Below are 23,086 nucleotides of genomic sequence, written 5' to 3'. Positions count from 1 at the left end.
ATGATCATCCTCGACACGAATGTCATCTCCGAGCTGTTGCGCCCCGCCCCGGAGCCCAGAGTCGAACACTGGCTGTCCGCTCAGGACGGGCTCAACGTCTACCTGACCTCGATATCGGAGGCGGAGTTGCGCTACGGCCTCGCGATCATGGGACAGGCCGCGCGTCGCGCCGCGCTGGTTGACGCGGTGGATCGCATCCTGCGAGAGGACTTCGCCGGACGCATTCTGCCCTTTGACAGCGACGCGGCGCGGTCCTACGCCACCATCGCCGCAGCACATCGCGCCGCCGGCCGACCGATTGCCCAGGCCGATTGCCAGATTGCCGCGATTGCCCACGCCCACGGCGCAACCGTCGCCACGCGCAATACGCCCGACTTCGAGGGTTGCGAGATCGACCTGATCAATCCCTGGACAGCCGCATGAACGCCGTTGAAATCGAACAGGCCGTTTCCGAACTCGCCGAGCAGCCCTTTGACGCGGCAGAGTTCCCCTATGCTTTCCTCATGGCCTTCGGAAACAAGGACACCACCATCAAGCGCTTGCGCACCGGCGCGTCGAACAAGTCCGACTTTGATGGTCCTTGGGGCGGCGTCCTGCAGACCAACAACATCCACCTGAAAACCTGCGCGCCGGGCGACATCGCGGCAACCCTCACCGCCCTGCGCGACAGCCCCGCCACCACCCGCGCCAAGGCGAAGTTCATCCTTGCCACCGATGGCATAGACCTTGAGGCCGAGGACATCACCACCGGCGAAACCATCGCCTGCCGCTACACCGATTTCCCCGACCATTTCGGCTTCTTCCTGCCGCTTGCCGGTATCTCCACCGTAAAGCAGATCCGCGAAAGCGCCTTTGACATCCGCGCGACCAGCCGCCTGAACCGGCTTTATGTCGAACTGATCAAGGACAACCCCGACTGGGGCAGCGCCGACAAACGCCATGACATGAACCATTTCATGGCGCGGCTGATCTTCTGCTTCTTCGCCGAAGACACCGATATCTTCGTCAGCGACAACCTCTTCACCGCCACGATCGACCAGATGGCCAATCGCGACGGGTCGAACACGCACGAAGTCATTGGCGAAATCTTCCGCGCCATGAACACGGCCATCTCCAAACGGGCCGAGGCGAAACTGCCCCGTTGGGCCGACACCTTTCCCTATGTCAACGGCGGGCTGTTTTCCGGCAGCACCGATGTGCCGCGCTTTTCCAGGATCGCGCAGCGCTACCTGTCCCATATCGGCAGCCTTGATTGGACGCAGATCAATCCTGACATTTTTGGGTCCATGATTCAGGCCGTCGCGGATGAAGAAGAACGCTCGGTCCTCGGCATGCACTACACCTCGGTGCCGAACATCCTGAAGGTGCTGAACCCGCTCTTCCTCGATGATCTGCGGGCAGAGCTGGACGCGGCGGGCGATAACGCGCGCAAGCTGGCCAATCTGCGCGCGCGCATGGCCAAGATCCGCGTTTTTGACCCCGCCTGCGGGTCGGGCAACTTCCTGGTCATCGCCTACAAGGAAATGCGCAGCCTTGAGTATGAGATCAACAAGCGCCGGGGAGAGGCGCAGCGCCGCACCGACATCCCCCTGACCAACTATCGCGGGATCGAGCTGCGCGATTTCTCGGCCGAGATCGCGCGGCTGGCGCTGATCATCGCGGAATACCAGTGCGACGTGCGCTATCGCGGCCAGAAAGAGGCGCTGGCCGAGTTCCTGCCGCTGGACGCGCAGAACTGGATCACCTGCGGCAACGCCCTGCGGCTGGACTGGCTGTCGGTCTGCCCGCCCACGGGGACGGGGGTGAAGTTTCAGGCCGATGACCTGTTCATGTCCCCGCTGGATCAGGCGCAGATCGATTTCGCGAATGAGGGGGGCGAGACCTATATCTGCGGCAACCCGCCTTACAAGGGAAATGCCCGAAAGTCCGATGAACAAAAAGACGATATGAAAGCGCTACTCGATGGCCGTTTCGAGAAGTGGGGTCTCTTGGATTATGTCTGCGGATGGTTCGTGAAGGCTTTTGAATTTTCCAAGGTCACGCCCGCGAGGTTTGCATTTGTTGCAACAAATAGTGTGGCCCAAGGTCAGCACGTCGCAAACTTCTGGCGGCCATTGTTTGGTGATGGGCTCAGGTTCTTCTTCGGGATTCGTTCGTTCAAGTGGTCGAACCTCGCCGCCAATGACGCCGGTGTTACTGTGGCCGTCGTTGGTGGGGCCTTGGACAAGGGAGAAGCAGAACTATTCGATGGTGACATCAAAACAAAAACACCGAACATCAATGGTTATCTTCTCGCTCAACCTAACCACTGGGTGGCGAGCGCACGCAAACCAGTTTCTGGACTGCCTCCAATGGTTAAGGGGAACTACTATGGCATGTCCGAACACTTGTTGCTCAGCCGCGAAACGGCTGTCGCTTTAGTCGAGCAGGGATTGCCACAAGCAAATATCAGGAAGTTTTTCGGCTCAACGGAAGTCATTAATGCAAAGCACCGATACTGCCTTTGGTTTCCCGACGTTCCAGACGAACATGCGTGTAATATACCTGAAATCACTAAGCTTTTGAATGATGGTGTTGCGAACAGACAGAAGTCGAAAGATGCCGTTTCCAACGGCATGGTGAGACGTCCTCACCAATTTCGCGAAATGAATGAACCAAAAAGTGAAATGCTCGTGATTCCAGTCGTGTCATCAGAGAATCGCGATTACCTCCCTGTTGCTCTTCTCCGAAATGACTCTGTCATTTCAAACAAGTGTTTCGCCCTCTACGACGCCCCGCTCTGGAACATGGCGCTGATTGCCTCGCGCCTGCATTGGGTCTGGATCGGCACGGTCTGCGTGCGGATGCGAACCGATTTCAGCTATTCCAACACCCTCGGCTGGAACACCTTCCCTGTCCCCAAACTGACCGAAAAGAACCGTGCCGACCTGACCCGGTGTGCGGAAGGCATCCTTCTGGCCCGCGAGGCGCATTTCCCCGCCACCATCGCCGACCTCTACGACCCCGAGAAAATGCCCGCCAACCTCCGCGCCGCGCATGATCATAACGACGAGGTGCTGGAACGCATCTACATCGGCCGCCGCTTTCGCAACGATACCGAACGGCTGGAAAAGCTGTTCGAGATGTATACGCGGATGACAACCAAGGGGGCCGCATGAGTTTTGCCCGCACGCCCCATGTGTGCTATCCATGCGCATGACCCGCCCACAGGAGGCCACGATGACCAAACGCGCCACCAACCTGACCATCGACCCCGCCCTTCTGGACGAGGCGCGCGCGCTGAACATCAACCTCTCGGCCACGTTCGAGGCCAGCCTGCGCGACGCCGTGCGCGCCCGCAAGGCCGCCCAATGGCTGGAAGAAAACCGCGCCGCGATCCAAAGCTCGAACGAGTGGGTGGAAAAGCACGGGCTGCCGCTAGAGAAATACCGGCAGTTCTGATGGCGCAATATGATCTGTTTGCGACCCCTGCGGGCGATGGCTATCTTCTGGATGTGCAAAACGATCTGCTGGACGGGCTGAACGTGCGCACGGTGGTGCCGCTTTTGCCACAGGGGCGCGCCCCGATCGCCGCCAGCCGCCTGAACCCGGTGTTCGAGATCGACGGCGCGCCACATCTGATGATGACGCAATACATCGCCGCCGTTCCGGTTGGCATTCTGAAAGCCCCGGTCGGGGATTTGTCCGCAAGATTCGAGGCGATCACCTCCGCGCTCGACATGCTGTTTCACGGGTTTTGACGGCCGGACAACATTTGATCGGGTTTTGATTGTGCGTATGTGGGCTGGAGGGCATAAATTGGAAAATACATATAAATCATACTGTTACGATAGACAGAGTGCGGTATGGCTACTTGATCGGGTTTTGATTGCCTGCCCCAAAGCGAATGATTCCGCGCCCCTCAGAAGGAAAGCATCATGACAAAGCAGGTTCCTTCCGTCTCTGTCAATTACGCGGCCAATGGAAGTTCGACCAAATCGAACGAGTTGGGCATGCGGGCGATGCAGGAACGCGCTTACGCCAAGCGCGGCGAGCAATACCTGCTGATAAAGTCGCCGCCAGCCTCGGGAAAGAGCCGCGCGCTGATGTTCATCGCGCTCGACAAGCTGCACAATCAGGGCCTGCGTCAGGCCATCGTCGTGGTGCCGGAAAAATCCATCGGCTCCAGCTTCAATGATGAGCCGCTAAGCAAGTATGGTTTCTGGGCAGACTGGACGGTGAAGCCACAATGGAACCTGTGCAACGCCCCTGGTGGGGACGATGGCAAGGTCGGATCCTTGGGCAAGTTTTTAGCCAGCAACGATCAGGTTCTGGTCTGCACCCACGCGACTTTCCGTTTTGCGGTAGACAAGTTCGGGATCGAGGCGTTTGATGATCGCCTGATCGCGGTGGACGAGTTTCACCATGTCTCGGCCAACCCCGACAACAAGCTGGGCACGCATCTGGGCGCACTGGTCGCGCGCGACAAGGTGCATCTGGTGGCGATGACCGGATCGTATTTTCGCGGTGATGCCGAGGCCGTTCTGTCACCCGAGGACGAGGCGCGGTTCGACACCGTCACCTACACCTATTACGAGCAGCTGAACGGCTACAAATACCTCAAGTCGCTCGACATCGGGTATTTCTTCTATTCCGGGTCCTATGCGGACGACATCCTCAAGGTGCTGGACCCGTCTGAGAAGACAATCCTGCACATCCCGAACGTGAATTCGCGCGAGAGCACGAAGGACAAGCATCGCGAAGTCGAGCATATCATCGACGCTCTTGGCGATTGGCAGGGCACGGACCCTGTCACTGGATTTCAGCTGGTCAAGACGCCAGAGGGGCGTGTGCTGCGCATCGCCGATCTCGTGGATGATGAACCTGCCAAGCGGGACAAGGTTTCCGCCGCGCTGAAGGACCCCGCGCAGAAGAGCAACCGCGACCATGTCGACATCATCATTGCCCTGGGGATGGCGAAGGAAGGGTTCGACTGGATCTGGTGCGAGCACGCCCTGACGGTCGGCTATCGCGCCAGCCTGACCGAGATCGTGCAGATCATCGGCCGCGCCACCCGCGATGCCGAGGGCAAAACGCGCGCGCGCTTCACCAACCTGATCGCCGAGCCTGACGCAGCTGCAGAGGCTGTGACCGAGGCCGTGAACGATACGCTGAAAGCGATCGCGGCAAGCCTGCTGATGGAGCAGGTGCTGGCCCCGCGTTTCAACTTCACGCCCAAAACCGTGAAAAGTGGCCCTGTCGATGGTTTCGATTACGGCGAGGGCGGCTATGATCCCAACAAGGAGAACGTCGGCTTCAACGAGGCCAGCGGGCAGTTCCAGATCGAGATCAAGGGTCTGGTCGAACCCAAGAGCAAGGAAGCCAAGCGCATCTGCCAGGAGGACCTCAACGAGGTGATCACAGCTTTCGTTCAGGACAAGACCACGATCGAGCGCGGGTTGTTTGATGACGAACTGGTCCCCGAAGAACTGACGCAAGTGCGCATGGGAAAAATCGTCGCTGCTCGGTTTCCCGACCTGGAAACCGAGGATCAGGAGGCCGTGCGCCAGCATGCCGTGGCCGCGCTTAACCTGACTCAGAAGGCCAAGGAAATCGCGCTGACAGGCGGTGATGATGGCGAGGTATCCGCCAACACAGCACTGATCGACGGCGTGCGCAAATTCGCCATGGATGTGCGCGAGCTGGATATCGATCTGATCGACCGGATCAACCCATTCGGGGAAGCCTATGCGATTCTCGCCAAGACCATGAGCGAGGAAAGCCTGAGGCAAGTTGCTGCGGTGATTACTGCGAAGAAAGTTCAGCTCACCCCGGAAGAGGCGCGCGCGCTGGCCAAACGTGCGGCGGCATTCAAGCAGGAACGGGGACGATTGCCGTCGATCACATCGGCGGACCCATGGGAGAAGAAAATGGCCGAAGGGGTGGCCTACCTTGTCCGCATGAAACAGGAGGCCGCCAATGGCTAACGGCTTCACAGATGAAGATGACGCCCTGCTGGCCGAACTGGGCGTTGAGGTCGAGACGAAAAAGCAAGTCTCCCGCACCCCGCGCGAAGAGCGGATCATCGCAGGCTTTGAAGAAATTCAGCGTTTTGTCGAGGAGCACGACCACCGCCCGCAGCATGGCGAGGATCGCGATATCTTCGAGCGCCTCTATGCCGTCCGCCTCGACCGGATTGCCGAGTTACAGGAGTGCCGCGACCTTATAGAGCCAATGGATCATCAGGGACTGCTGAATGGCATGCTACTTTCGCAGGCCAGTGATGCCGGGGAGATGGATGACGACGCGCTTTTGGACGCGCTCGGGATCGAGGTTGAAGCGCCAGCGATCACAGAACTGAAGCATGTCCGCTCGACGGCGGAGAAAAAAGCGGCAGAAGAGATCGCGAACCGCGACCGCTGCGAGGATTTTGCGCGTTTCAAGCCGCTATTCGAGCAGGTGCAGAAGGAGCTGGACACCGGCTTGCGCGAGGCACGGAAATTCGAGCTGAAATCAGAAATCGAGCCCGGCCGTTTCTTCATCGTGGGTGGGCAGAAGGCCTATGTCGCAGAAATGGGGGAAATGAAGCTCACGGATCAGGGGCGCACAGATGCGCGGCTGCGGGTGATTTTCGATAACGGCACCGAAAGCAATATGCTGATGCGATCGCTGCAGCGTGCCCTTAACGCAGATGGCGACGCAGGGCGGCGCATATCCGAGCCCCATGCCGGTCCGCTTTTCTCTGATCGTACGATAGACGGGGATGAGGCCAGCGGCATCATCTATGTGCTCCGCAGCAAGTCCGATCATCCACTTGTTGCCGAAAACCGCGACCTCGTACACAAGATCGGCGTCACCAACATGAGCGTTGAAAAGCGGATCGCTGGCGCGCATCTTCAGCCGACGTTTCTCATGGCGAACGTGGAGGTGGTTGCAACATACGAGCTCTACAACATCAACCGGACCAAGCTGGAGAACCTGATCCATCGCATTTTCGAGCCCGCGCGGCTCGAAATCGAAATCATGGATCGCTTCGGTCGCCCCGTGATCCCGAGGGAGTGGTTTCTCGTGCCAATATTCGCGATCAAGGATGCGGTTGAACGGATCAAGGACGGGACGATTTCGGGCTATGTCTATGATCCAAAACAGGCGCAATTGGTATCTGGTTCGTAACTGGCGCATGGCAGCTGCTCCGAGCGAGATAACAGTATAGCCACATTCGATTTTCAGATTATCCCCTCACCTTTGCTTCCGAAGGCCGCGGCCGACCACCGGATCGTGTTTTCTTTGGCCGCGCCTTTGCCATCTCCGCATATCCCCGCAGCGCGCCTGCATAGGTCTGGACCGCAGTCTCGAATTCCTTGTCGCCCATGGAGATCGCCGCGGGAGCTGCGGGCTCTGGTTGCTCGAGGGTGATTTTCTTCGACCTGTTCGAGACTGGCGCTGCAGCAGGCGGATAGGGCAAGGCATGCCCCTGCCGTGCTTTGTCGATCTCCGCAAAGTGGCGGTCCGCATAGTAACGGATGTGATTGGCCTTGATGGGATATTGCCCCTCGGGCAGAACAAGGACCTTGTCGAGCGGGAAGCGCAGCAATTCAGCGGGCGATACCAACGCCCGTTCTTCCGAACGGCGGCTTAGATTTGCGCTCTCCGAGAGCTTGCGCACCGTTGCCTGTGATCTGGTCTTGCCCACGATCGTGTGTTTGCCCAGGGCTGCGGACAGCACGTCGGCGGTGCGATCATCCTGGGGGGTCATGTAAATCTGCACACCAGCACCGGCCTGCAGCGCGCGGCGGTCGGTTTCACCGTAGATGCCTTCAAGACCGGGGATCGACTGCGAAATGATAAAAAGCCGCCCGCCATAAGAGCGGATCGTCTTAATGCTCTGCAAGACCAGAGGCTGTTTGCCCAGTTGGTCGAATTCATCCATCAGGAACATGACGGGATGTGGCTCATCCGCTCCGGGATGCGCGCGCTGCAAACTTGCGATCGCGTCGGCAAACAGGAGCCGGATCAATGGGGCAAGGGTTTTCAGGTGCTCCGGCTGCACGACGATATAGAGCGACTGTGGCTCTCGTCGGAACGTCCCGAAGTCAAAATCGCTTGCCTGCGTCGCCCGGTCCACCGCCGGATCGAGCCAAAGCTCCAATCCGGCCCCGCGGATCACACTGACATAGGAATCGAGGATCTTGTCGACTTCGTCGGCCATGCTCAGGAAAATCTCGGACACCACCGGGTTTGCGGTTTGGGTCGCGGCCCGTTTGTAGAATTCTTTCTTGTTGCCGCCGCCGGTCATAATCCGCAGCGCCTCACCGATCGTCGGCTTGCCGGTCTCGATGGCGTAGAGGCAAGACGCCACGAACAGGCTCCGTCCGGCCTGGAAAAAGCTCTGCGCGTTCACGCTTTCGACGATGAGGAACAAGTCTGCCATGGTGTTGACGGCGGTGTATTGCTGCTCAGGGCTGGGAAGATCGGCAATGCGCTGGAGGGGATTGAAGCGATGGGTACGGGTCAGGACAGGCCCGTTCTGGCCCTCGGGCTGAACGTAGTCATAGGGCGAAAAGTACCAGACCTGATTCTTCAACGCCTTTTGACGATGGATGGATGTCTTCTCGAAATTCTCGCCCTTGACGTCAAGGATCACGGCGCTGCCCTGGAAGTGCAAAAGGTTCGGCAATACGAAGCCCACCCCTTTGCCGCGTCCCGTCGGCGCGATCATCATCGCATGCGGAAAGCGATCTGGCGTGGCCGACACGAAAGGCGCGCTGGACGCAGGTGAGCCAAGCTTGCCGAACAGAAAGCCGTTCTGGGCGAGGGATGCCGACATACGGTTGCGGCGAAGCTCGGGACGCGACTGGAAATGTGCATCATCATAGTCGGTGAGCGCCCCGCGATGAACAGATGTGGCCCCTGTCGCCGCCAGAAGCAGGGCAGGAAGGGCCGTGATGAGCCACGCGGTATGCTCCACCGCAGGGTTTGCCTTGATCCGTGGATCAGACAGATTGAGCAACCAAAGTTCTAAAATATCGAACCCACCCAGGTCTTCGCCAAATCGCGCCATCAGATAGAGCGTGGCAATCGCGGCCCCGATCCAGGTGCCAACACCGAGACCGAGCAGGATGGCGACCGGATACCGCCAACGGCTTTCCATTGCATGCAGCATGTCTTGCAATCCTCTACAGGCCGTAATCATGATCGGCATCGTCGCGGTCGCGCCCCCGCTCCTCGGCGCGCTCGAACGCCTCGATCCGGGTCCGGTAGGTGGCGGCGGGTTCGCTGTCGCGGCCGGCAATATCATCACCCGCATCCACCGCAGCGATGGCCTTCAATTCCGAGAATACGGCCTGTCGCAGACCGGGATCTTCGATGCGGTCCATGAGCGGGTCAATCCGGCCAGCGGCCAACTGATCCATATCCCCGGCGCGCAGGTCTTGCCGCACGTCGAAGATCAGCTTGTCCAGCGTGGCGATATCGGCAAGGCGGCTGCCCTGCCCCGCGTCGAGAATGTCCTGACGCGCCAGATCCGCCAAAAGATCACGATCCATGTTCAGCTCCGCAAAAACATCCCGCGCGCGCGCCTGCAGGTCGCGTTCGAGCCCAAGCCAGTCCGAGCGCTCCTGAGCGTCCACTGGGCGTGACGCTTCGAGTTGCGCCTCGCTGCGGTGGGGTGCGGTGAAACGGGCAGCAACTTCTTCGATGCTGCTTCCCGCCTCCTCAAGCCGGGTCTCCATCGGTGCCAGAACGCGCGACAATTCCGCTCGGAAACTCTCAAGCGCAGCACCGGCCTCAGCTGCGAGCGGATTGCCCTCCTCGCCTGCGCGTGCGGCCAGGCCCGCAATCCCCTGCACACTGTAGGGATCGCGCTCCGGCGACACCGGTGAAGAATGATCCGCAAGAAAGTCGCGGCCCAGAAGCGTGCCCATCTCGCGGGCCTGCCCGGCAAAGAGTTGTTCCAGTTCGACCTTTTCGGCACCGGGCGCCATGTCCTGAATGGCGCTCCAGGCGGTGTCGGCTTCCGCTTGCAATGTCTCGCGGGCGGCGATCAGACGACCGATCACATCCGCTCCGGCAGCGGGGATATCAACCCCTTCGGCAAACCCTTCTTTCACCGGCATTCCTTTCATCAAGTTGGTGGCGGCAAGCTCTGCGCCCTCCGCGATGCGCCCCATCCATCCATCCGTAGGGGTGTCGGCCTCCAGACCCATCCCGGCAAGTTGCGCCAGCTGCCGATACCCCTCGGCGTGCCTGCGTATCTCGGCCTCTCGCAGAGCGCGGCTTTCAGGATCCAGCGGGGCAACCACTGGCTCGCGTCCCTCCTTGCGGGCCGCCTGCAAATCAGTGTCCCGCGGGGCGTTTTCCATGATGCCGCGCGACAGACGGGAAGAGGCGTTCAGCACCAGCCCGTGCTCGCCCGCGATCTGCGCATGCAGCTCGCGCATCATGTCATAGCTGATCTCGGAATGGCGGCTGATCGAGAGGAACTTGCCGTCCTCCATCCCGACCTTGTCGACAAGAACATGGGCATGCACATGATCTGTGTTGCAATGAAGGGCCGCCACATACCGATATCGATCCCGGTAATCCCCGCCGAACACCTCCTGCGCCCATTCGCGCGAGATGGCTTCCGCCAACTCCGCCTCGGTTCCCTTGGGAAAGGACAGGATGATGTGATCGGTGTGACCCCGTTTCGGCGCCCCGCACCAGGAAGCACTCCAATCGGCAATGACATTTTCCATGCCACGCTCGCCAAAGACACGATCGATGCCGATCTGGTTCGACCAGGCTGCGACCTGCGCCTCGTCGCGCAGGATGTATTTCATCTGCCGGCGTAACTCTTTGGGTGAATGACACCCGCCCGTGCCGACCCGCTTCACCACGCTTTGCGGCACCCGCAGCGCGTTCCAGGACATTCCCGCAACTGCCCCGCCGGACGTGCCACGCCGACGGCCCGAAGATACGCGCGCCTCGCCTGCCATGGCTGCAGACCGCCGCCCCACATGAGGCAGTATCTCGCCCAATACCGCCTGCTGGAGAGTGCGTGTTTCAGCCATCGCGCTGCCCCTCCCCAACGTCCCGAAGATCGGACACCCGGACGAAGGCCCCGCGCAGCGAGGCCGCGCGCAAAGCCTGCACAGCCCGGGCAACCTCTTCGGCCCGGTCCGCAAGCCGACAGACCAGTGCCGCGTCGCGCGCGTTCCACCGCAGCTTGCCCGCATGGGCAAGCTTCAGCATCTGCACAAGATTGCGCGCTAAGGCATTGAGCTGATTGGCCGACGCCTTGAGCGCCGTGACCTCGTCCCGGCGAAACGCGACAATGCCGGATGACAGGCGGATCATGTGCCGGAGCAGACCCGACGTGGTCATGCCCGTCTCAGCCACAAGCGCCTCGAATGCTTCGGCCTCACGGGCGGACACCCGAACCTGCAGAACGCGGCCCTTTGTGGTTCGATCCGTCACCACACCGCGCGCCCGCACGCGGGCGACAGTGGGCCGGGAGCAGCCAACACGCACGGCGATCTCCCCATCGCCAAGCCCTTGCGCGGCGAGCCGGAGAACCTCTTGTCGGGCTATGGTGGAGAGGCGTTTGGACATAGGCGGCAAGATTTATCATTAGATAGTTATTGTAAACACGAAAACTCTAATGAGTCGCCGCACAAGTTTTGTCATACACAATACCGTTCCTGTCAACGTCCCTTCGGTCCGTTGTCGCACCTTCGGTGATCAGCAGGCAGGGCCTTGGCCATGCCTGCTGCAAACCCCGCGCGACAACGAACAGACCGAAGGGACACCGCCTCCCCCGCGCCGCGATCCGGGACCCCGGCCCGGATCCTGAACAGGCGCGGGAATGACGTCGGCGCAGCCGACACGATATCGCTTCATTGGCGTTGAATGCTCAAAGGGGTTTTCCCGGAAGGAGAAGAAGACCTTGTGGGATTGGAATGCCTGCGCGGCGCAGTGGTTATGCCGTTGGTGGTGACACGGATGATCAAGGATCAATTGCCAGACGCCATAAGGCCCCTGAGAGCCAACACCTCGAAGGCTTCGGGCATTGTTGGAGCATTGCTGCAACGGCGCGATGGCGCAAGTGATGCATGACACAACGCCTCTTTGCATGCATGCTCGATTGCCCAAACGCGTACGCCGATGATTGCACCAACAGTAGATCGCCTCAACAGCTACAGATTGTTCTGCCCCAAAAGTTGACCGCCTGTATCGCGCAAGGTGTGGACGCCATCCCGAGGCATCGCCATAACGGATCAAGATATACGTTATGGAGACAGTGAATGCTTGTTGTGACGGCGATCTCCGCCAAGGGCGGTTCGGGAAAGACAACTCTCATACAGATGCTTGCGTCCGCCATGCTGGCACGCGGCCGCCGTGTGCATGTTATGGATGCGGATGCTGACAAGCAGATCCTCGAATGGGAATCAAAAAGCGCGCGCGCCGACTTCGGTGATCTGCCACGCCTTCCATGGCCCACAGGCTTGACCGTGGCCGATGCCCCCGAGACCGTTGAAGGCCTTTACCACGCGCTGGACGGCTTTGAGGCTGAAGGTGTGGATCTGGTTCTGATCGACACCCGCCCCGGCGAGCACCCCGACACCGAAACACTGGCGCTGGCCTGCGACATGATCCTGGTGCCGGCCGTGCCGGTACAATCGGATTTCGTGGCGGCCCTGAAAACCCTGACATGGGTTATGCGCATGATCGAGACCCTCGGGCCGGATGACCCCGCCCCGCTGTTTTCGGCGGTATTGATGAACGCGGACAAACGCGCGATCGATTTCGTGACCGCAGGCGATGACTTTGAGCGTGATGCGGCAAGACGCAGGGTTCACCGGCAGGACCTTGAAGTCTTCGAGGTGATTTCAACCCTGCCACTTCTGCCCACGCCGGTGCCCCATCTCACTGCGATCCAGCGCATGCCGCTGACCGGACCACTGGGATATGTGCGGGACATTTATGAGCAGGATCTTCGTCATCGGTTGCAGGCGGGGCATCTTTCCTCCGCCCTCGCCTTATGCAGTGAGATCCTTGGCGACATCGAGGCCATGGTGGATGCTGCCAATGGCTAGGAAGATTCCAAACCGGTCCGGGACCGCTGTCTCGAACGAAGACAGGCTGGCGCGGTCGCGGCAGTTCGCCACGAGCGCCACGAAATATGCAGCGTTCGATCAGAGTGCGGCGGCAGCGGTCGCGACAGAAGGCCTAGCGGCGAATTCGGTGGACAAGAAAGAACCCCGGAAAGGGGAAAAGACAGCCTCGGCTGAAACGGCGCGCATCAACTCGGGGGCATCTACCCAGCCGTTGGCGGATGATGCTTGCAGCAATAGCACCGAAGCGCAGCCTCGAACCTATTACGTGCGCATCGGGGCTGAGGATAAGGCACGGATTGATGCGCTGGCAGAACGATCTGGCCTTGACCCGGACTACGTTCAGCGTGCCTTGATCAAAGCGGTTCGCGCCCGCATGCAAAACCTGCGCGACACCACGACCTGGCATGAGGTTGCCTCCGCTGCACGACCACGCCTGGCCGAGCCCAAAGGCACTGGGTGCCCCTTCATGAAATCGATGATCAGGCTCGACGCCGCCCATGTGGCAGCGCTGCAGATGAGCATTGATGACCCGCTCAACGTCTATGGGATGACGCAACTGTTGTCTGCCTTCGGCAAGGCGCTGCTGAGATCCGAGATCGAAGAACTCGCTCGAAAGATCAGCGGCATCGAAGCTCGGGCAGTGCGTCCTGATCCAGCGTAAAGGCATCGCGCGCGGTCACGACAGCGATCTGACCGCCCGCCTCGATCATATCGATGAGCTGTGCCCATTCGGCAGGATCAGCATCGCGTTGCGTTGCGATCCCGTCCTGCACAGAAAAGGCGGCCTGCTCTCCGGTCGCCGCGAGAAGAACAACTTGTTGCGGGAATTGGTCATCGTCAAAATGCGACAAAAAGTACGCATGGCTCACGTTTGGGTTGTAGACACGGTCAGGATCGCAAACTAAGAGCAAAGTTCCGTCGTTTGCAGTCACAGCATAGGTCTCCAGACCTCGCGACAAGCCGATCTCCCACTCGGCAGCGACAGCCGATGAAGCCGCGCCCAGAAAGAGCGCAATATGTAGAGGCCTGTAAAGCAAGTTTGTAAACTCCGTTTTGTGTTGGCTAAGCATATATAGGTACAGGCATATACCTGCCACCTGATAACTGCGGCTCCGACCAAATGGAGGTCAGGAGTTGAGCATGAAGAATTATGCGGGTTACCCGGTCGAAATTATTTTGGCGTCGGTAAACGGTGAAGATGTCGAGGTTGGCGTCGTATTCCAGTGGATCTGCGGCATGCGCCGTACAAGATGGTCTGATGACTTTGATCCGTCGGACGGTGCGAACCTGAGGTACGAGCCCTATGAGGACGCAGGATAGACCGCCTCCAGCGCTAAAATGCTCGTAAGCGACCGGAGCAGGACACGATTGTGATCCGAGGGCAATGACACCGAGAGAGAGAACACGCGGGGCAGCGATCGTTGCAAAGGCGACGACGGTTTGCAACGCTACCAAAGAAGACCGATAGGAGACCCATGAGATGAAAGAGATTTTCAACGTTGGCGAGACAATCTTGCTGGACGGCGCGCCGCTTGCACTGGTGACCCCCGATGGCGTCAAGGCCTGGATCGAAGACGGCGTTCAGCACAGCTTTCGCTATGACCAAGTGCGCGATCCGCTCAGCGGCCAGATGAAATACCGCTGTCTCTACGAGAAGTACGGGTCGGATATGCCGTTCGTGCTGGTAGGCAACCCTGACAGTGAAGAAGGCGCGCACGTTATTCTGTTCGACCAGAAGCCAGACGCATAGCCCTTCGGAATCTTATGCCAGGTGGCGAACACTAGAGCCCCTCGGCTTCGCCCGGCGGCAGCGTCCGCCTTGCAAGAGGGATGCAGACCCGTCAGGGCTGAAAGCTGATCGTGAAGCCGACCATGTGGCAAACGTTTTGGGATGGCTCAGGATGAGACAGACCAAGACGTATTGGCACAGGAAGACAGCAAGGTCAGAATTCAGGGCGGAGCCTCAGCAGCCCGGCCCCGCTTGCGGGGCTTGCCAATGTCGAAACCTTCACCATTGCAGACAGTCACGCACATCGCAGCATGGAAGCCTCTTTCGCAGGTGCAGCATCGTGTTCGGCCCATTGCTGCCGGTCCATGGCGCTTCATGCTGCGTCGCCACATTTCCCAAAACCGCCGTTCAGGCTGTATTGCAGAAATGTTCACAGATTCACAGTAGCGGTGCGGTCAAGCCAGTCGTTAATCTGGTCTCTCACCTGCCGCGACTTACGGCTCGGACGCAGAGGAAAGCCCCCTGTTGGTGGCTTCTCGGGCTTGTGAAGATATAACCAATGTATTTGTATCAAGCTACAAATAGTCTGCCCGGCTCTGGTCTTCCTGCTTGAGAGTCTGCAAAGCGACCTTGTTTGAGGTCTCCACAAACTGAGTGAGAAACATGCTCCTGTCCGCACCGATTGGTGGGGGCGTTGACAAAAGTTCGGTTTCCAGAAACATGCGCAAAGCCTGCCGGAGACCGCTGTCGTTGCGCTGATGGTGTCTACGAGTCAGCAGATCCCGTGCCGGCTGGGACCGCGTCCGCTTGGCGAGCTCTTGGGGGGCGAAGACCGGGACACGCTGCTCGGCGCTGCGCGCGATCAGGACCGTTCTGACGCACCACAGCACGCGTTTAGCAAGTAGTGCTGAGTTCAGATCGTCGCCGAACAGAACCAGATACCAACCGAGGTCCGATGCTCGGTCGATCTCCTGCTGATAGCTTGGCCGAAAACAGAATGTTCGCCGAAGCTGCGCCAGATAGTCGTCAGGATCCACTAAAGCCTTCGCTTCTTGAACCAGGTGGCAAGTGAAAAGATCGCCCGACTGCGCGTCCTGCTCAAGTTGACGCCATGGATAGACAAAAAGGGAGAGGTGTCCGACCGAAACGTGGCGCGTTTCGTTTGCGAGATTGATCATCAAAAGGTCCGTATCTGACCCTTCCTCATGATCATCCCGGGCGTGACTTCCGAACAGAAGGCTGGCGGCTATCGCCATGGCAAGCAGCGTCGCTTCAATCGAGCAAGCGGCAGTCGATCTTTGTTTTTCACGATCAGATCCCCTCCAAAGCACGCGCAAGCGCTTCAATCGACATTTGGCGCGACAAGGCTCGAGCCTGTGTTACCTCGTCTCGATTTTGCAGCACAATCTGCTGCTTCTCGGGCTTGAGGATGCCTGGCTCGACGTCGAGGTTATACTCGCTCATGAGGTAGAAGCTGAGGCTCAAGCGACAAGGCCGTAACAACCGACCGTCTGTCATGCCATGCTCTGCTGCTACGGCCACTTGCCGTTCGGGCGAAAGTTTCGGATTGGGGCGGATGTCAAGATTGAACTGATGAACCCATTCGAAATCCAACGCTGTGTCAATCGTCGAAGGCCGATGATCGCCAACGGTTGCAATGCGGTTTAGGTTGTAGTCGCGGAAGTCGTTATGATCTTTTGACCAAGAGCGAACGTACCAGCGACCGGCGCTGTGAGCGAGGGCATGCGGAGCTATTGTTCGCGACGGCTGAACAGAGCCGGTCAGGGAAGCATAACTGATGTCGATCTCTTGCCGTTTACGAACGGCGTCCAACACGCGCAGCAGAACTGTCGAGTCGGTCGGCCGCCGACCTAACGTGATCAGTTCTACCGGTGGGATCGCGTCAAACCAAGTGTCTTCTGGGCGCATCCACCGGTTCTCGATGGCGACCAACTGCAGCAAGTAACGCTCGATCGTCTGGCCGATGAATGCTGGGGCGAAGTCGCCGCTGCGGATGTAAGCCTTCTCGGTACGATCATATCGGAGGTTGGCAGGTGCGATCTTTTCGTATTGCCCAATGTCGGATGACGCTTGCTGAGCGGAGATGCCGAAGGTGGCAGAGAGGTCACTGCGGTTGAAACGCCCGTCCCAGAATAGCCGAAAATCAATGAATTCAAGGCGTCGTTGGACACCCCACCGCAGGCGCTCGCCACTTTCTTCCATGCTGCATCCATCCATAAATACGATTATATTTTGCCGATCACATCAAGTTACTTGACTCGATAGCCCTACGTCCCCACATCTTATAGACGCCAGCCGCGAGGTTGGCAACTGAGTCGTCGCAGGGGAAGCGTCACGCGAATGGTGAAAGTCGAGCAAAAACAGTGTTCTGAGCGGCCGTACCGAGTTCTCAGCTTGGACGGTGGAGGGATGCGGGGAATTTATACGGCGGCATTTCTCGCGCGCCTGACCGACCAGTTCGCACGCATCCGAGGAGATTCTGCCCTTGATTTGGGCCGCGGTTTCGATCTGATCACCGGGACCAGCACTGGCGCGATCGTCGGCTGCGCGCTGGCCATCGGGAGGCCGCTGACAGAAGTCGTGGCACTTTATCGCGAGCACGGCCCCAAGATCTTCCCGCATCGGATTGCGGGGAAACGTAGTGCGATCTACCGAGCGAGCCAAGGCAGCCGTTTCGTGCGCGAAGGCGACAAGGCGCTGCGCGAAGCGCTGCGTGGCGTGCTTCACGACGTCACTATGATTGACGTATTCGAAGGTCGCGGCATCTCACTCGCGATCCCGACGGTGCTGATGAGCGAGCACCGGGCCTGGGTCTTCAAGAAGACGCCCAAGAGCGGCGTTCGCGACGATCACTATCCGCTGGTGGACGTCTGCATGGCGACGAGCGCCGCGCCCATCTACCGCTCGCTGGCCGCCATCGATGATCCGAATGTGCCAGGTGGGCCTAAGCAGGTGTTCGCCGATGGGGGGCTTTGGGCCAATAATCCGATCATGGTCGGACTCGTCGATGCGCTAACGGTGGCACCGCCCGACCGTCCGATCGAGATTTACTCACTCGGCACATGTCCGCGCCCCGAGGGTGATCACCTCGACGCCGAGAGCGCGCACCGCTCCATGCTCGACTGGTCGCTCGGCGCTGACGTCGCGCCGCTCAGCATCTCGGCACAGGAGTTCGCCTTCGACCACATGGCGCGGCTTTTGACCAACGCCATCAGCAACTGCGGCCGCTCGATCCGGCGCGTACGCTTTCCCAACAAGCCGGTGCCGGCGAGCATGATGCCATACCTCGCCCTGGACGACACCCGGCCAGAGGCGATGGATCGGCTGGTCGGTCAGGCCCACACTGACGCCGATCTGACCAAGAGCGCCTGCGACGATCCCAACAGCGAGGAGGGGCGCATGATTCGCCGCCTCATGCACGACCTGCCGGCGATGCCCGCGACCGGCGCCGTCTGGCGCAACGCCACCACCGACAACCAGAAAGGATAGCTGATGTTCGATTGCTCCAAAGATGTGCGTGCGTACCACGATCAAGATGTGACCCTGCCTAAGGTCGAACAGGATGCGATGCGCGACCGTCGCGATTCAAACCGGATGCGGCTGCGGAACGGCTTGGAGAAGGCCGGTAAGCCTAAGCCGATCGAGTTCGTCAAACAGGGCAGCTATGCCATGAAGACGATGTGCCGCGATCCCGATAAAGACTACGACATCGACGACGGCGTCTACTTCCACAAGAAGGACCTGGTCGGCAATCGCGGTGCCGAAATGACGTCCCTCCAGGCGCGCTGGATGGTGCGCGACGCGGTCGACGACGGCAAGTTTAAGCGAGCGCCTGAGGTGCGATCGAACTGCGTAAGAATCTTCTACGAGAAGGGCTACCACGTTGATCTTCCGGTCTACCGCCGCGTCGTCGCTGACACTGCCTTCGGCGAGGAGGTGCATTACGAACTAGCGGCGAGCAGCGGCTGGAAGCGGTCCGACGCCCGCGATGTGTCGAACTGGTACGAAGAGCAGCGCGCCACCTCAGTCGATGGCATCCAGCTACGCCGCATCAATCGCGACCTGAAAAAATACGCCCGCAGCCGCTACAGTTGGCGCGGTTCGATCCTCAGCGGTTTCGGCATCTCGGTCCTGACGACCGAGAAGTTCCGCGCCAACGACCGCGAGGATTGGGCGCTCTATCACAGCATGGTCGCTATCCGCGACCGCTTGAACTGGAACCTGGAGGTCGCCCATCCGGTTACCCCGGGCGACTGTATTACCAGCGGGTCCGACGACTCCAAGGCGCGCTCCTTTCGCGAAAAGCTGACCGAAGCGATAGATAGCCTTGAGCCGCTATTCGACGCCGATTGCACGCGTAAGAAAGCACTTAAGTGCTGGGACAAGGTGTTCGCCACGACCTTCTTCAGCGAGCGCCTAGAAGAGGAGCAGCGCGCGTCCGTGGCCGCCGCCGCCGTCATCAGCTCCGCCGCCCTGCTGAGCGCGACGGCGGCGGCGGCCAGCGCCGTTAGCAGTGCCGGCGGCGGCCGCCATGCCTAAGGACGGGTTGCCGCTCGGCTGGCGACAGGCGGCGCTTCGGCTCGAAGCGACCCTGCGCGAGCGGGCGGGTCAGGCACCCGAGCGCCTCGACCGCGCTACGATCGCCCGCGACTACCCGGGCCGTGACTGGATCGCCGCAGCCTGGCGGATCAGCGTGGTGTTTTCCGACCGGGTGACCCGCCGGTTCGACCTTGTAGCCGGCGTGCAGTTTCCGACGACGCCGATCAGGACTGCTCTGGTCGATCATCCTGAACCGATGACTTGGCCGCATGTCGAGAGCGACGGCATCCTGTGCCTGTTGCCGAATTTGGCCGAGTGGGACCCGGACGATCCCTCCGAGGTCGCCATGGACTTGTTGAACCGTTCGGTAAGGCTGGTCGAGGAGCTGCTTGAGGGCAGCATGGTAGAGCGCGACTTCAGTGAGGAGTTCGTCACCTACTGGGGTTACCGAGTGCATTCGCAGGGCGAAAACCTATACAGCCTGGTCGCGCTCGAGCCACCGTCACGGGTGGTGCGTGTTTGGCGCGGCAAGGGTCTCGAAGTCGCCGGGGAGGATCAGGACGCACTCGAGAGATGGGTGTATCGCCGCTTTGGAGAGAAGACCCCGGTAAAGACCGAGCCGGCCGCGTTCCTTTGGCTCAACGCGCCGCTGCTTCCTGTGGAATACCCGGAGACGGCCGCCAATTTGTATCATTTGGCGGAGCGGATCAGTGACGAGGCGAGGACAGTTCTGGAGCAGGCGGCGAAGGGCGAGCGCGACGAGGTGCTGGCGCTGCTCGGCGCCAATGGACGAGGGGGCGCCGCGTCGATCGGGGTAAAGGTTCGCAACCCGAAGCGGCGCAATGGCCGACCGCGCGCACCCCACGAACCCCTATCCATTGGGTTCCGGCCTGGCCATACGCCACAGCCGCTGCTGCTCAGGCGGTTTTTTGGCGCGGTTCCGGTCGTCAGGACCTTGGTGCAGCGCGCCAATGCCGACTGGGTTCATGGGCGCGGCCAGGACGCCCGCACGCGCCTACTGCTCGGCGCGACGGTTGTGGTGATCGGCTGTGGTTCGGTCGGGGCTCCAGTTGCCTGCGCGCTGGCCCAGGCGGGTGTCGGCCGCCTCATCCTAGTCGATCCCGAGACGTTGACCTGGTCCAACGTCGGGCGCCATCCGCTCGGTGCGACCGCCGTTGGGCGCAACAAGGCTGAAGCGTTGGCCGAACGGCTGCAGGCCGACTTTCCGCATCTCAGCGTCGAACATCGCGCTTGCGGTCTCCACCAGCTGCTCGCGCACTACGGGGATCTGCTCGCCGCGGCGGATATGATCGTCGCTGCGACCGGAAGCTGGGTCGCCGAAAGCGCTCTCAACCGTTGGCAAGTCCAGCAAGGGCGCGGACGGCCCATTGTCTACGGGTGGACCGAGGCGCATGCCTGCGCTGGCCACGCGGTTGCAATCGGTCAGGAGGACGGCTGCCTGCAATGTCACATCGGGAGTACCGGCGTGCCGGAACTCACAGCTGTGAAATGGCCGGATGGCGGCGATATCGCTCTGGAGGAGCCGGCCTGCGGAGCGCATTATCAGCCCTATGGGCCAGTAGAGCTCGCCTATGTGAACGCGATGATCGCGGAAGTCGCGCTAGACTGTCTTCTCGATCCACCTGTGCTATCTTTCAGCCGCACACTTGTCGCGTCGCCGCGCCGCATCATGTCACTTGGCGGGCAACTGACCGAAGGCTGGCGCTCCGCTTTTGGCGAAGTTGAAGAGGGCGTTCGGACAGTTGATCGACCGTGGCATTCTGCTAGTTGTGCGGCTTGCGGGCCTGAGCGTCTCGACGAAGAGGCCTAACGCTGTGCGTCCATCGAGCTTTCCAGACCTCAGCCGACCAGCTGACAGCGCGGGGTTTGGGTCCGCGTCAAGCTCTAATCGAACCCTGTAGGGGTGACCGCTTTTCCGACTTGCCGCGATTGCAATGCCGCGTTTCCATCAGGCAGCTTTCCGCCGTGCACGTTGCTGATGCTGCGGATGCGGGCAAATTGCGCGCAGATGCAGTGAACGACTGGAAGGTCACCCGCAAAGCCGCCCGTCACTCGGCCTTGCTGAACTCCCGCGCGAGAATTGCCCGCGCATGTGCGATCCCCTCTGGCGTCAGGCTCAGTGATTTCGTCTTGTTTTTCGGATCATAGATCAAGCCTTTCTCAAAAAGCCGGTCTGTGATGTTCCAATCGATCCCCTTCCAGACCCGATCACCGTCATGCAGCGTCAGGCTGAGGATCGCGAGGGCTGCGTCGTCGATCTTGTCCGTGTCGAGTGTCATCTCCCTCCCCTTACGTTGGTTTCGCGCCGTTTCGCACGCGCGCACTTCATGCATACCCCCGCCGCTTCTTCACCGCGGCAAGCTTCATCAGCGCGGTGACGGCGCGCCCTTCATCTGGATGCTGCTCGATCATCATCTGCCCGCGTGCGCCAATGCGGCCCCATTCGCGCACCAGGCTGGCGCCCCCAAAGAGATCGGGTTGAATGCTCATGCGGTAAAACCGCCGCATGTTGCAGGCTGGATCGATCCGCCGCATCTGCAGGTCGGTAGGGAACACCTCAAGTTGAGCAACAGAGTGAGACATATCGTGATCCAGCAGGCTTTCTTCCAAAATATCAGGTGGAAGCCTGCGCTTCCACTTCGATTTCCCCGAGAGGGAAAAGGGGGCTCACGCCCCCTTCTCGAACTTCATGACCGGGATACCGAGCCTCGAAGCCTTGTCGGCGAGGTTCTCCTGGATACCCGTGCCGGGGAACACCAGAACACCCACGGGCAGCACCTCCAGCATCGCGTCGTTGCGCTTGAAGGGCGCGGCCTTGGCGTGCTTGCTCCAGTCGGGCTTGAAGGCCACCTGCGTCACGCCGCGGGCCTCGGCCCATTTGGCGGCGATGAGTTCTGCGCCCTTCGGGCTTCCACCATGCAGAAGGACCATGTCGGGATACTTGGTCCGGACCTGATCGAGCTTGCCCCAGATCAGGCGGTGATCGTTGAAGTCGGTTCCACCGGTGAGGGCAACCTTGGGGCCTGCGGGCAGCATCACCTCGGTTTCTGCGCGGCGCTTGGCGGCAAGGAAGTCGCGGCTGTCGATCAACGCTGCGGTCATGTGCTGGCGGTTCACCATCGAGCCGGTGCGGGGGCGCCAGGTGGAGCCCGTGTGATGGACGAACTCTGTCGCTGCGTGATCGCGCATCATGTCCATGCAGTTGCGCCGTTCGATCAGCGTCAGGCCTTCGGCCGTCAGGCGCTCAAGCTCGGTGGATTTCACCTCCGAGCCGTCCTGCTCGCGCTGCAGGCGGCGTTGCGCCTGTTCGTTTTCATCGAGCGACCGCTCAACCCTCGCCGTGGCGCGGTGGAAGAGGTTGACCTGGCCCCAGAGCACCTCTTCGAGGTCGGGTTCCATGCGGGTGTCTTCTAGGGTCGCGACGAGGGCATCGAAGATGTCGGCGACGGCGACCGCGAGGCGCTGCCCATCGGGCATCGGGCGCGGATCGGGCTCGTCAAAGGGGCGGTAGCCATAGAGCTGCAGCTCGTCGAGCGCATGGGCGGTCTGGGATGCGGTGTGGGCGGGTTCATACGCGTCGTCGTGGGTGTGGATCGTCATCGGTTCTTGCCTCCGGGCCTGTCTCGTCCGCGCGTCATCCCGCGCGGCCTTCATGGGCTGCGGAAGCCGTCACGGGGAACGCCCCTTCACCCCCTTTCGG

At 60.4% G+C, this 23,086-nt stretch carries 23 protein-coding genes; 14 read left to right on the top strand and 9 right to left on the bottom strand.

What is annotated here, in order from left to right; translation table 11 throughout:
• The 6 genes from ABIE58_RS14085 to ABIE58_RS14060 all read left to right on the top strand — a co-directional run bounded on the left by ABIE58_RS14085 (position 1) and on the right by ABIE58_RS14060 (position 7,152).
• Positions 1–423: a type II toxin-antitoxin system VapC family toxin gene (locus tag ABIE58_RS14085; protein WP_354545351.1), complete on the top strand. Its 423-nt coding sequence runs from the start codon at positions 1–3 to the stop codon at positions 421–423.
• Positions 420–3,158, top strand: a complete 2,739-nt coding sequence (locus ABIE58_RS14080) for a DNA methyltransferase (RefSeq protein ID WP_354545350.1) — start codon at positions 420–422, stop codon at positions 3,156–3,158. Before ABIE58_RS14085 ends, ABIE58_RS14080 begins: the two co-directional genes overlap by 4 nt.
• 37 nt (positions 3,159–3,195) lie before the next feature.
• The gene (locus ABIE58_RS14075) at positions 3,196–3,441 is read left to right on the top strand and encodes a type II toxin-antitoxin system CcdA family antitoxin (protein WP_354545349.1); all 246 of its coding nucleotides are present in this window, start codon (positions 3,196–3,198) and stop codon (positions 3,439–3,441) included.
• Positions 3,441–3,740, top strand: coding sequence for a CcdB family protein (locus ABIE58_RS14070; RefSeq protein ID WP_354545348.1), 300 nt, complete (start codon positions 3,441–3,443; stop codon positions 3,738–3,740). The genes ABIE58_RS14075 and ABIE58_RS14070 overlap by 1 nt, the downstream gene beginning before the upstream one ends.
• A 252-nt stretch (positions 3,741–3,992) precedes the next feature.
• On the top strand, positions 3,993–5,966 hold the full coding sequence (locus tag ABIE58_RS14065) for a DEAD/DEAH box helicase (RefSeq protein WP_502950101.1): 1,974 nt from the start codon (positions 3,993–3,995) through the stop codon (positions 5,964–5,966).
• Positions 5,959–7,152 carry a GIY-YIG nuclease family protein gene (locus ABIE58_RS14060; protein ID WP_354545346.1) on the top strand — a complete coding sequence of 398 codons (1,194 nt, stop codon included), beginning with the start codon at positions 5,959–5,961 and terminating at the stop codon, positions 7,150–7,152. Before ABIE58_RS14065 ends, ABIE58_RS14060 begins: the two co-directional genes overlap by 8 nt.
• Positions 7,153–7,210: 58 nt before the next feature.
• Here the strand turns inward: ABIE58_RS14060 and ABIE58_RS14055 are convergent, their stop codons facing one another.
• The 3 genes from ABIE58_RS14055 to ABIE58_RS14045 are packed head-to-tail and all read right to left on the bottom strand — an operon-like array spanning position 7,211 to position 11,571.
• Positions 7,211–9,142 carry a type IV secretory system conjugative DNA transfer family protein gene (locus tag ABIE58_RS14055; RefSeq protein WP_354545345.1) on the bottom strand — a complete coding sequence of 644 codons (1,932 nt, stop codon included), beginning with the start codon at positions 9,140–9,142 and terminating at the stop codon, positions 7,211–7,213.
• 13 nt (positions 9,143–9,155) lie between these two features.
• On the bottom strand, positions 9,156–11,030 hold the full coding sequence (locus ABIE58_RS14050; RefSeq protein ID WP_354545343.1) for a relaxase/mobilization nuclease domain-containing protein: 1,875 nt from the start codon (positions 11,028–11,030) through the stop codon (positions 9,156–9,158).
• Positions 11,023–11,571 carry a plasmid mobilization protein gene (locus tag ABIE58_RS14045; RefSeq protein ID WP_354545342.1) on the bottom strand — a complete coding sequence of 183 codons (549 nt, stop codon included), beginning with the start codon at positions 11,569–11,571 and terminating at the stop codon, positions 11,023–11,025. Before ABIE58_RS14045 ends, ABIE58_RS14050 begins: the two co-directional genes overlap by 8 nt.
• Positions 11,572–11,868: 297 nt before the next feature.
• Here ABIE58_RS14045 and ABIE58_RS14040 point away from each other — a divergent pair, with 297 nt between their 5' ends.
• From ABIE58_RS14040 to ABIE58_RS14030, 3 genes are all read left to right on the top strand, one after another.
• Positions 11,869–12,075: a hypothetical protein gene (locus ABIE58_RS14040; protein WP_354545341.1), complete on the top strand. Its 207-nt coding sequence runs from the start codon at positions 11,869–11,871 to the stop codon at positions 12,073–12,075.
• Between the two features lie 188 nt (positions 12,076–12,263).
• A complete protein-coding gene (locus tag ABIE58_RS14035; RefSeq protein ID WP_354545340.1) occupies positions 12,264–13,055 on the top strand; it encodes a nucleotide-binding protein in 792 nt (263 codons plus the stop codon).
• Positions 13,048–13,737: a hypothetical protein gene (locus tag ABIE58_RS14030; protein ID WP_354545338.1), complete on the top strand. Its 690-nt coding sequence runs from the start codon at positions 13,048–13,050 to the stop codon at positions 13,735–13,737. Before ABIE58_RS14035 ends, ABIE58_RS14030 begins: the two co-directional genes overlap by 8 nt.
• Here ABIE58_RS14030 and ABIE58_RS14025 read toward each other — a convergent pair.
• Entirely contained in the window at positions 13,694–14,146 is a 453-nt protein-coding gene (locus ABIE58_RS14025) for a hypothetical protein (RefSeq protein WP_354545337.1), read from the bottom strand. The two genes, ABIE58_RS14030 and ABIE58_RS14025, sit on opposite strands and share 44 nt — an antisense overlap.
• Positions 14,147–14,216: 70 nt before the next feature.
• On the opposite strand from ABIE58_RS14025, the gene ABIE58_RS14020 reads away from it, so the two are divergent.
• Together ABIE58_RS14020 and ABIE58_RS14015 are read left to right on the top strand one after the other, a co-directional pair.
• Positions 14,217–14,396 (top strand): hypothetical protein, encoded by a 180-nt coding sequence (locus tag ABIE58_RS14020; RefSeq protein ID WP_354545336.1) that lies wholly within the window; start codon positions 14,217–14,219, stop codon positions 14,394–14,396.
• Positions 14,397–14,556: 160 nt separating this feature from the next.
• Positions 14,557–14,826 carry a hypothetical protein gene (locus tag ABIE58_RS14015; RefSeq protein ID WP_009819899.1) on the top strand — a complete coding sequence of 90 codons (270 nt, stop codon included), beginning with the start codon at positions 14,557–14,559 and terminating at the stop codon, positions 14,824–14,826.
• A gap of 554 nt (positions 14,827–15,380) precedes the next feature.
• On the opposite strand, the gene ABIE58_RS14010 is transcribed toward ABIE58_RS14015, so the two are convergent.
• Together ABIE58_RS14010 and ABIE58_RS14005 are read right to left on the bottom strand one after the other, a co-directional pair.
• On the bottom strand, positions 15,381–15,983 hold the full coding sequence (locus ABIE58_RS14010) for a hypothetical protein (RefSeq protein WP_354545335.1): 603 nt from the start codon (positions 15,981–15,983) through the stop codon (positions 15,381–15,383).
• 133 nt (positions 15,984–16,116) lie between these two features.
• The gene (locus ABIE58_RS14005; RefSeq protein WP_354545334.1) at positions 16,117–17,028 is read right to left on the bottom strand and encodes a BrxR family helix-turn-helix transcriptional regulator; all 912 of its coding nucleotides are present in this window, start codon (positions 17,026–17,028) and stop codon (positions 16,117–16,119) included.
• A 138-nt stretch (positions 17,029–17,166) separates the two neighbouring features.
• Between ABIE58_RS14005 and ABIE58_RS14000 the strand changes: the two genes are divergently transcribed.
• Genes ABIE58_RS14000 through ABIE58_RS13990 form a run of 3 tightly spaced genes read left to right on the top strand, consistent with a single transcriptional unit; the run spans position 17,167 to position 21,196 of the window.
• Positions 17,167–18,315 (top strand): patatin-like phospholipase family protein, encoded by a 1,149-nt coding sequence (locus ABIE58_RS14000; RefSeq protein ID WP_354545333.1) that lies wholly within the window; start codon positions 17,167–17,169, stop codon positions 18,313–18,315.
• Positions 18,316–18,318: 3 nt separating this feature from the next.
• Positions 18,319–19,365, top strand: a complete 1,047-nt coding sequence (locus ABIE58_RS13995) for a cyclic GMP-AMP synthase DncV-like nucleotidyltransferase (protein WP_354545332.1) — start codon at positions 18,319–18,321, stop codon at positions 19,363–19,365.
• On the top strand, positions 19,358–21,196 hold the full coding sequence (locus tag ABIE58_RS13990; RefSeq protein WP_354545331.1) for a ThiF family adenylyltransferase: 1,839 nt from the start codon (positions 19,358–19,360) through the stop codon (positions 21,194–21,196). The genes ABIE58_RS13995 and ABIE58_RS13990 overlap by 8 nt, the downstream gene beginning before the upstream one ends.
• Positions 21,197–21,434: 238 nt before the next feature.
• On the opposite strand, the gene ABIE58_RS13985 is transcribed toward ABIE58_RS13990, so the two are convergent.
• The 3 genes from ABIE58_RS13985 to ABIE58_RS13975 all read right to left on the bottom strand — a co-directional run bounded on the left by ABIE58_RS13985 (position 21,435) and on the right by ABIE58_RS13975 (position 22,986).
• Positions 21,435–21,665, bottom strand: a complete 231-nt coding sequence (locus ABIE58_RS13985; protein ID WP_037954952.1) for a DUF6429 family protein — start codon at positions 21,663–21,665, stop codon at positions 21,435–21,437.
• A 46-nt stretch (positions 21,666–21,711) separates the two neighbouring features.
• Positions 21,712–21,969 (bottom strand): WGR domain-containing protein, encoded by a 258-nt coding sequence (locus ABIE58_RS13980; RefSeq protein WP_104017778.1) that lies wholly within the window; start codon positions 21,967–21,969, stop codon positions 21,712–21,714.
• Positions 21,970–22,053: 84 nt separating this feature from the next.
• Complete coding sequence (locus ABIE58_RS13975) at positions 22,054–22,986, bottom strand: DUF2493 domain-containing protein (RefSeq protein ID WP_354545330.1); 933 nt, start codon at positions 22,984–22,986, stop codon at positions 22,054–22,056.
• Positions 22,987–23,086 lie beyond the last annotated feature (100 nt).

This window comes from Roseovarius sp. MBR-78 (assembly GCF_040547535.1).
Classification (GTDB): Bacteria; Pseudomonadota; Alphaproteobacteria; order Rhodobacterales; family Rhodobacteraceae; genus Roseovarius.
This window is presented reverse-complemented; position numbering and strand designations above follow the sequence as displayed.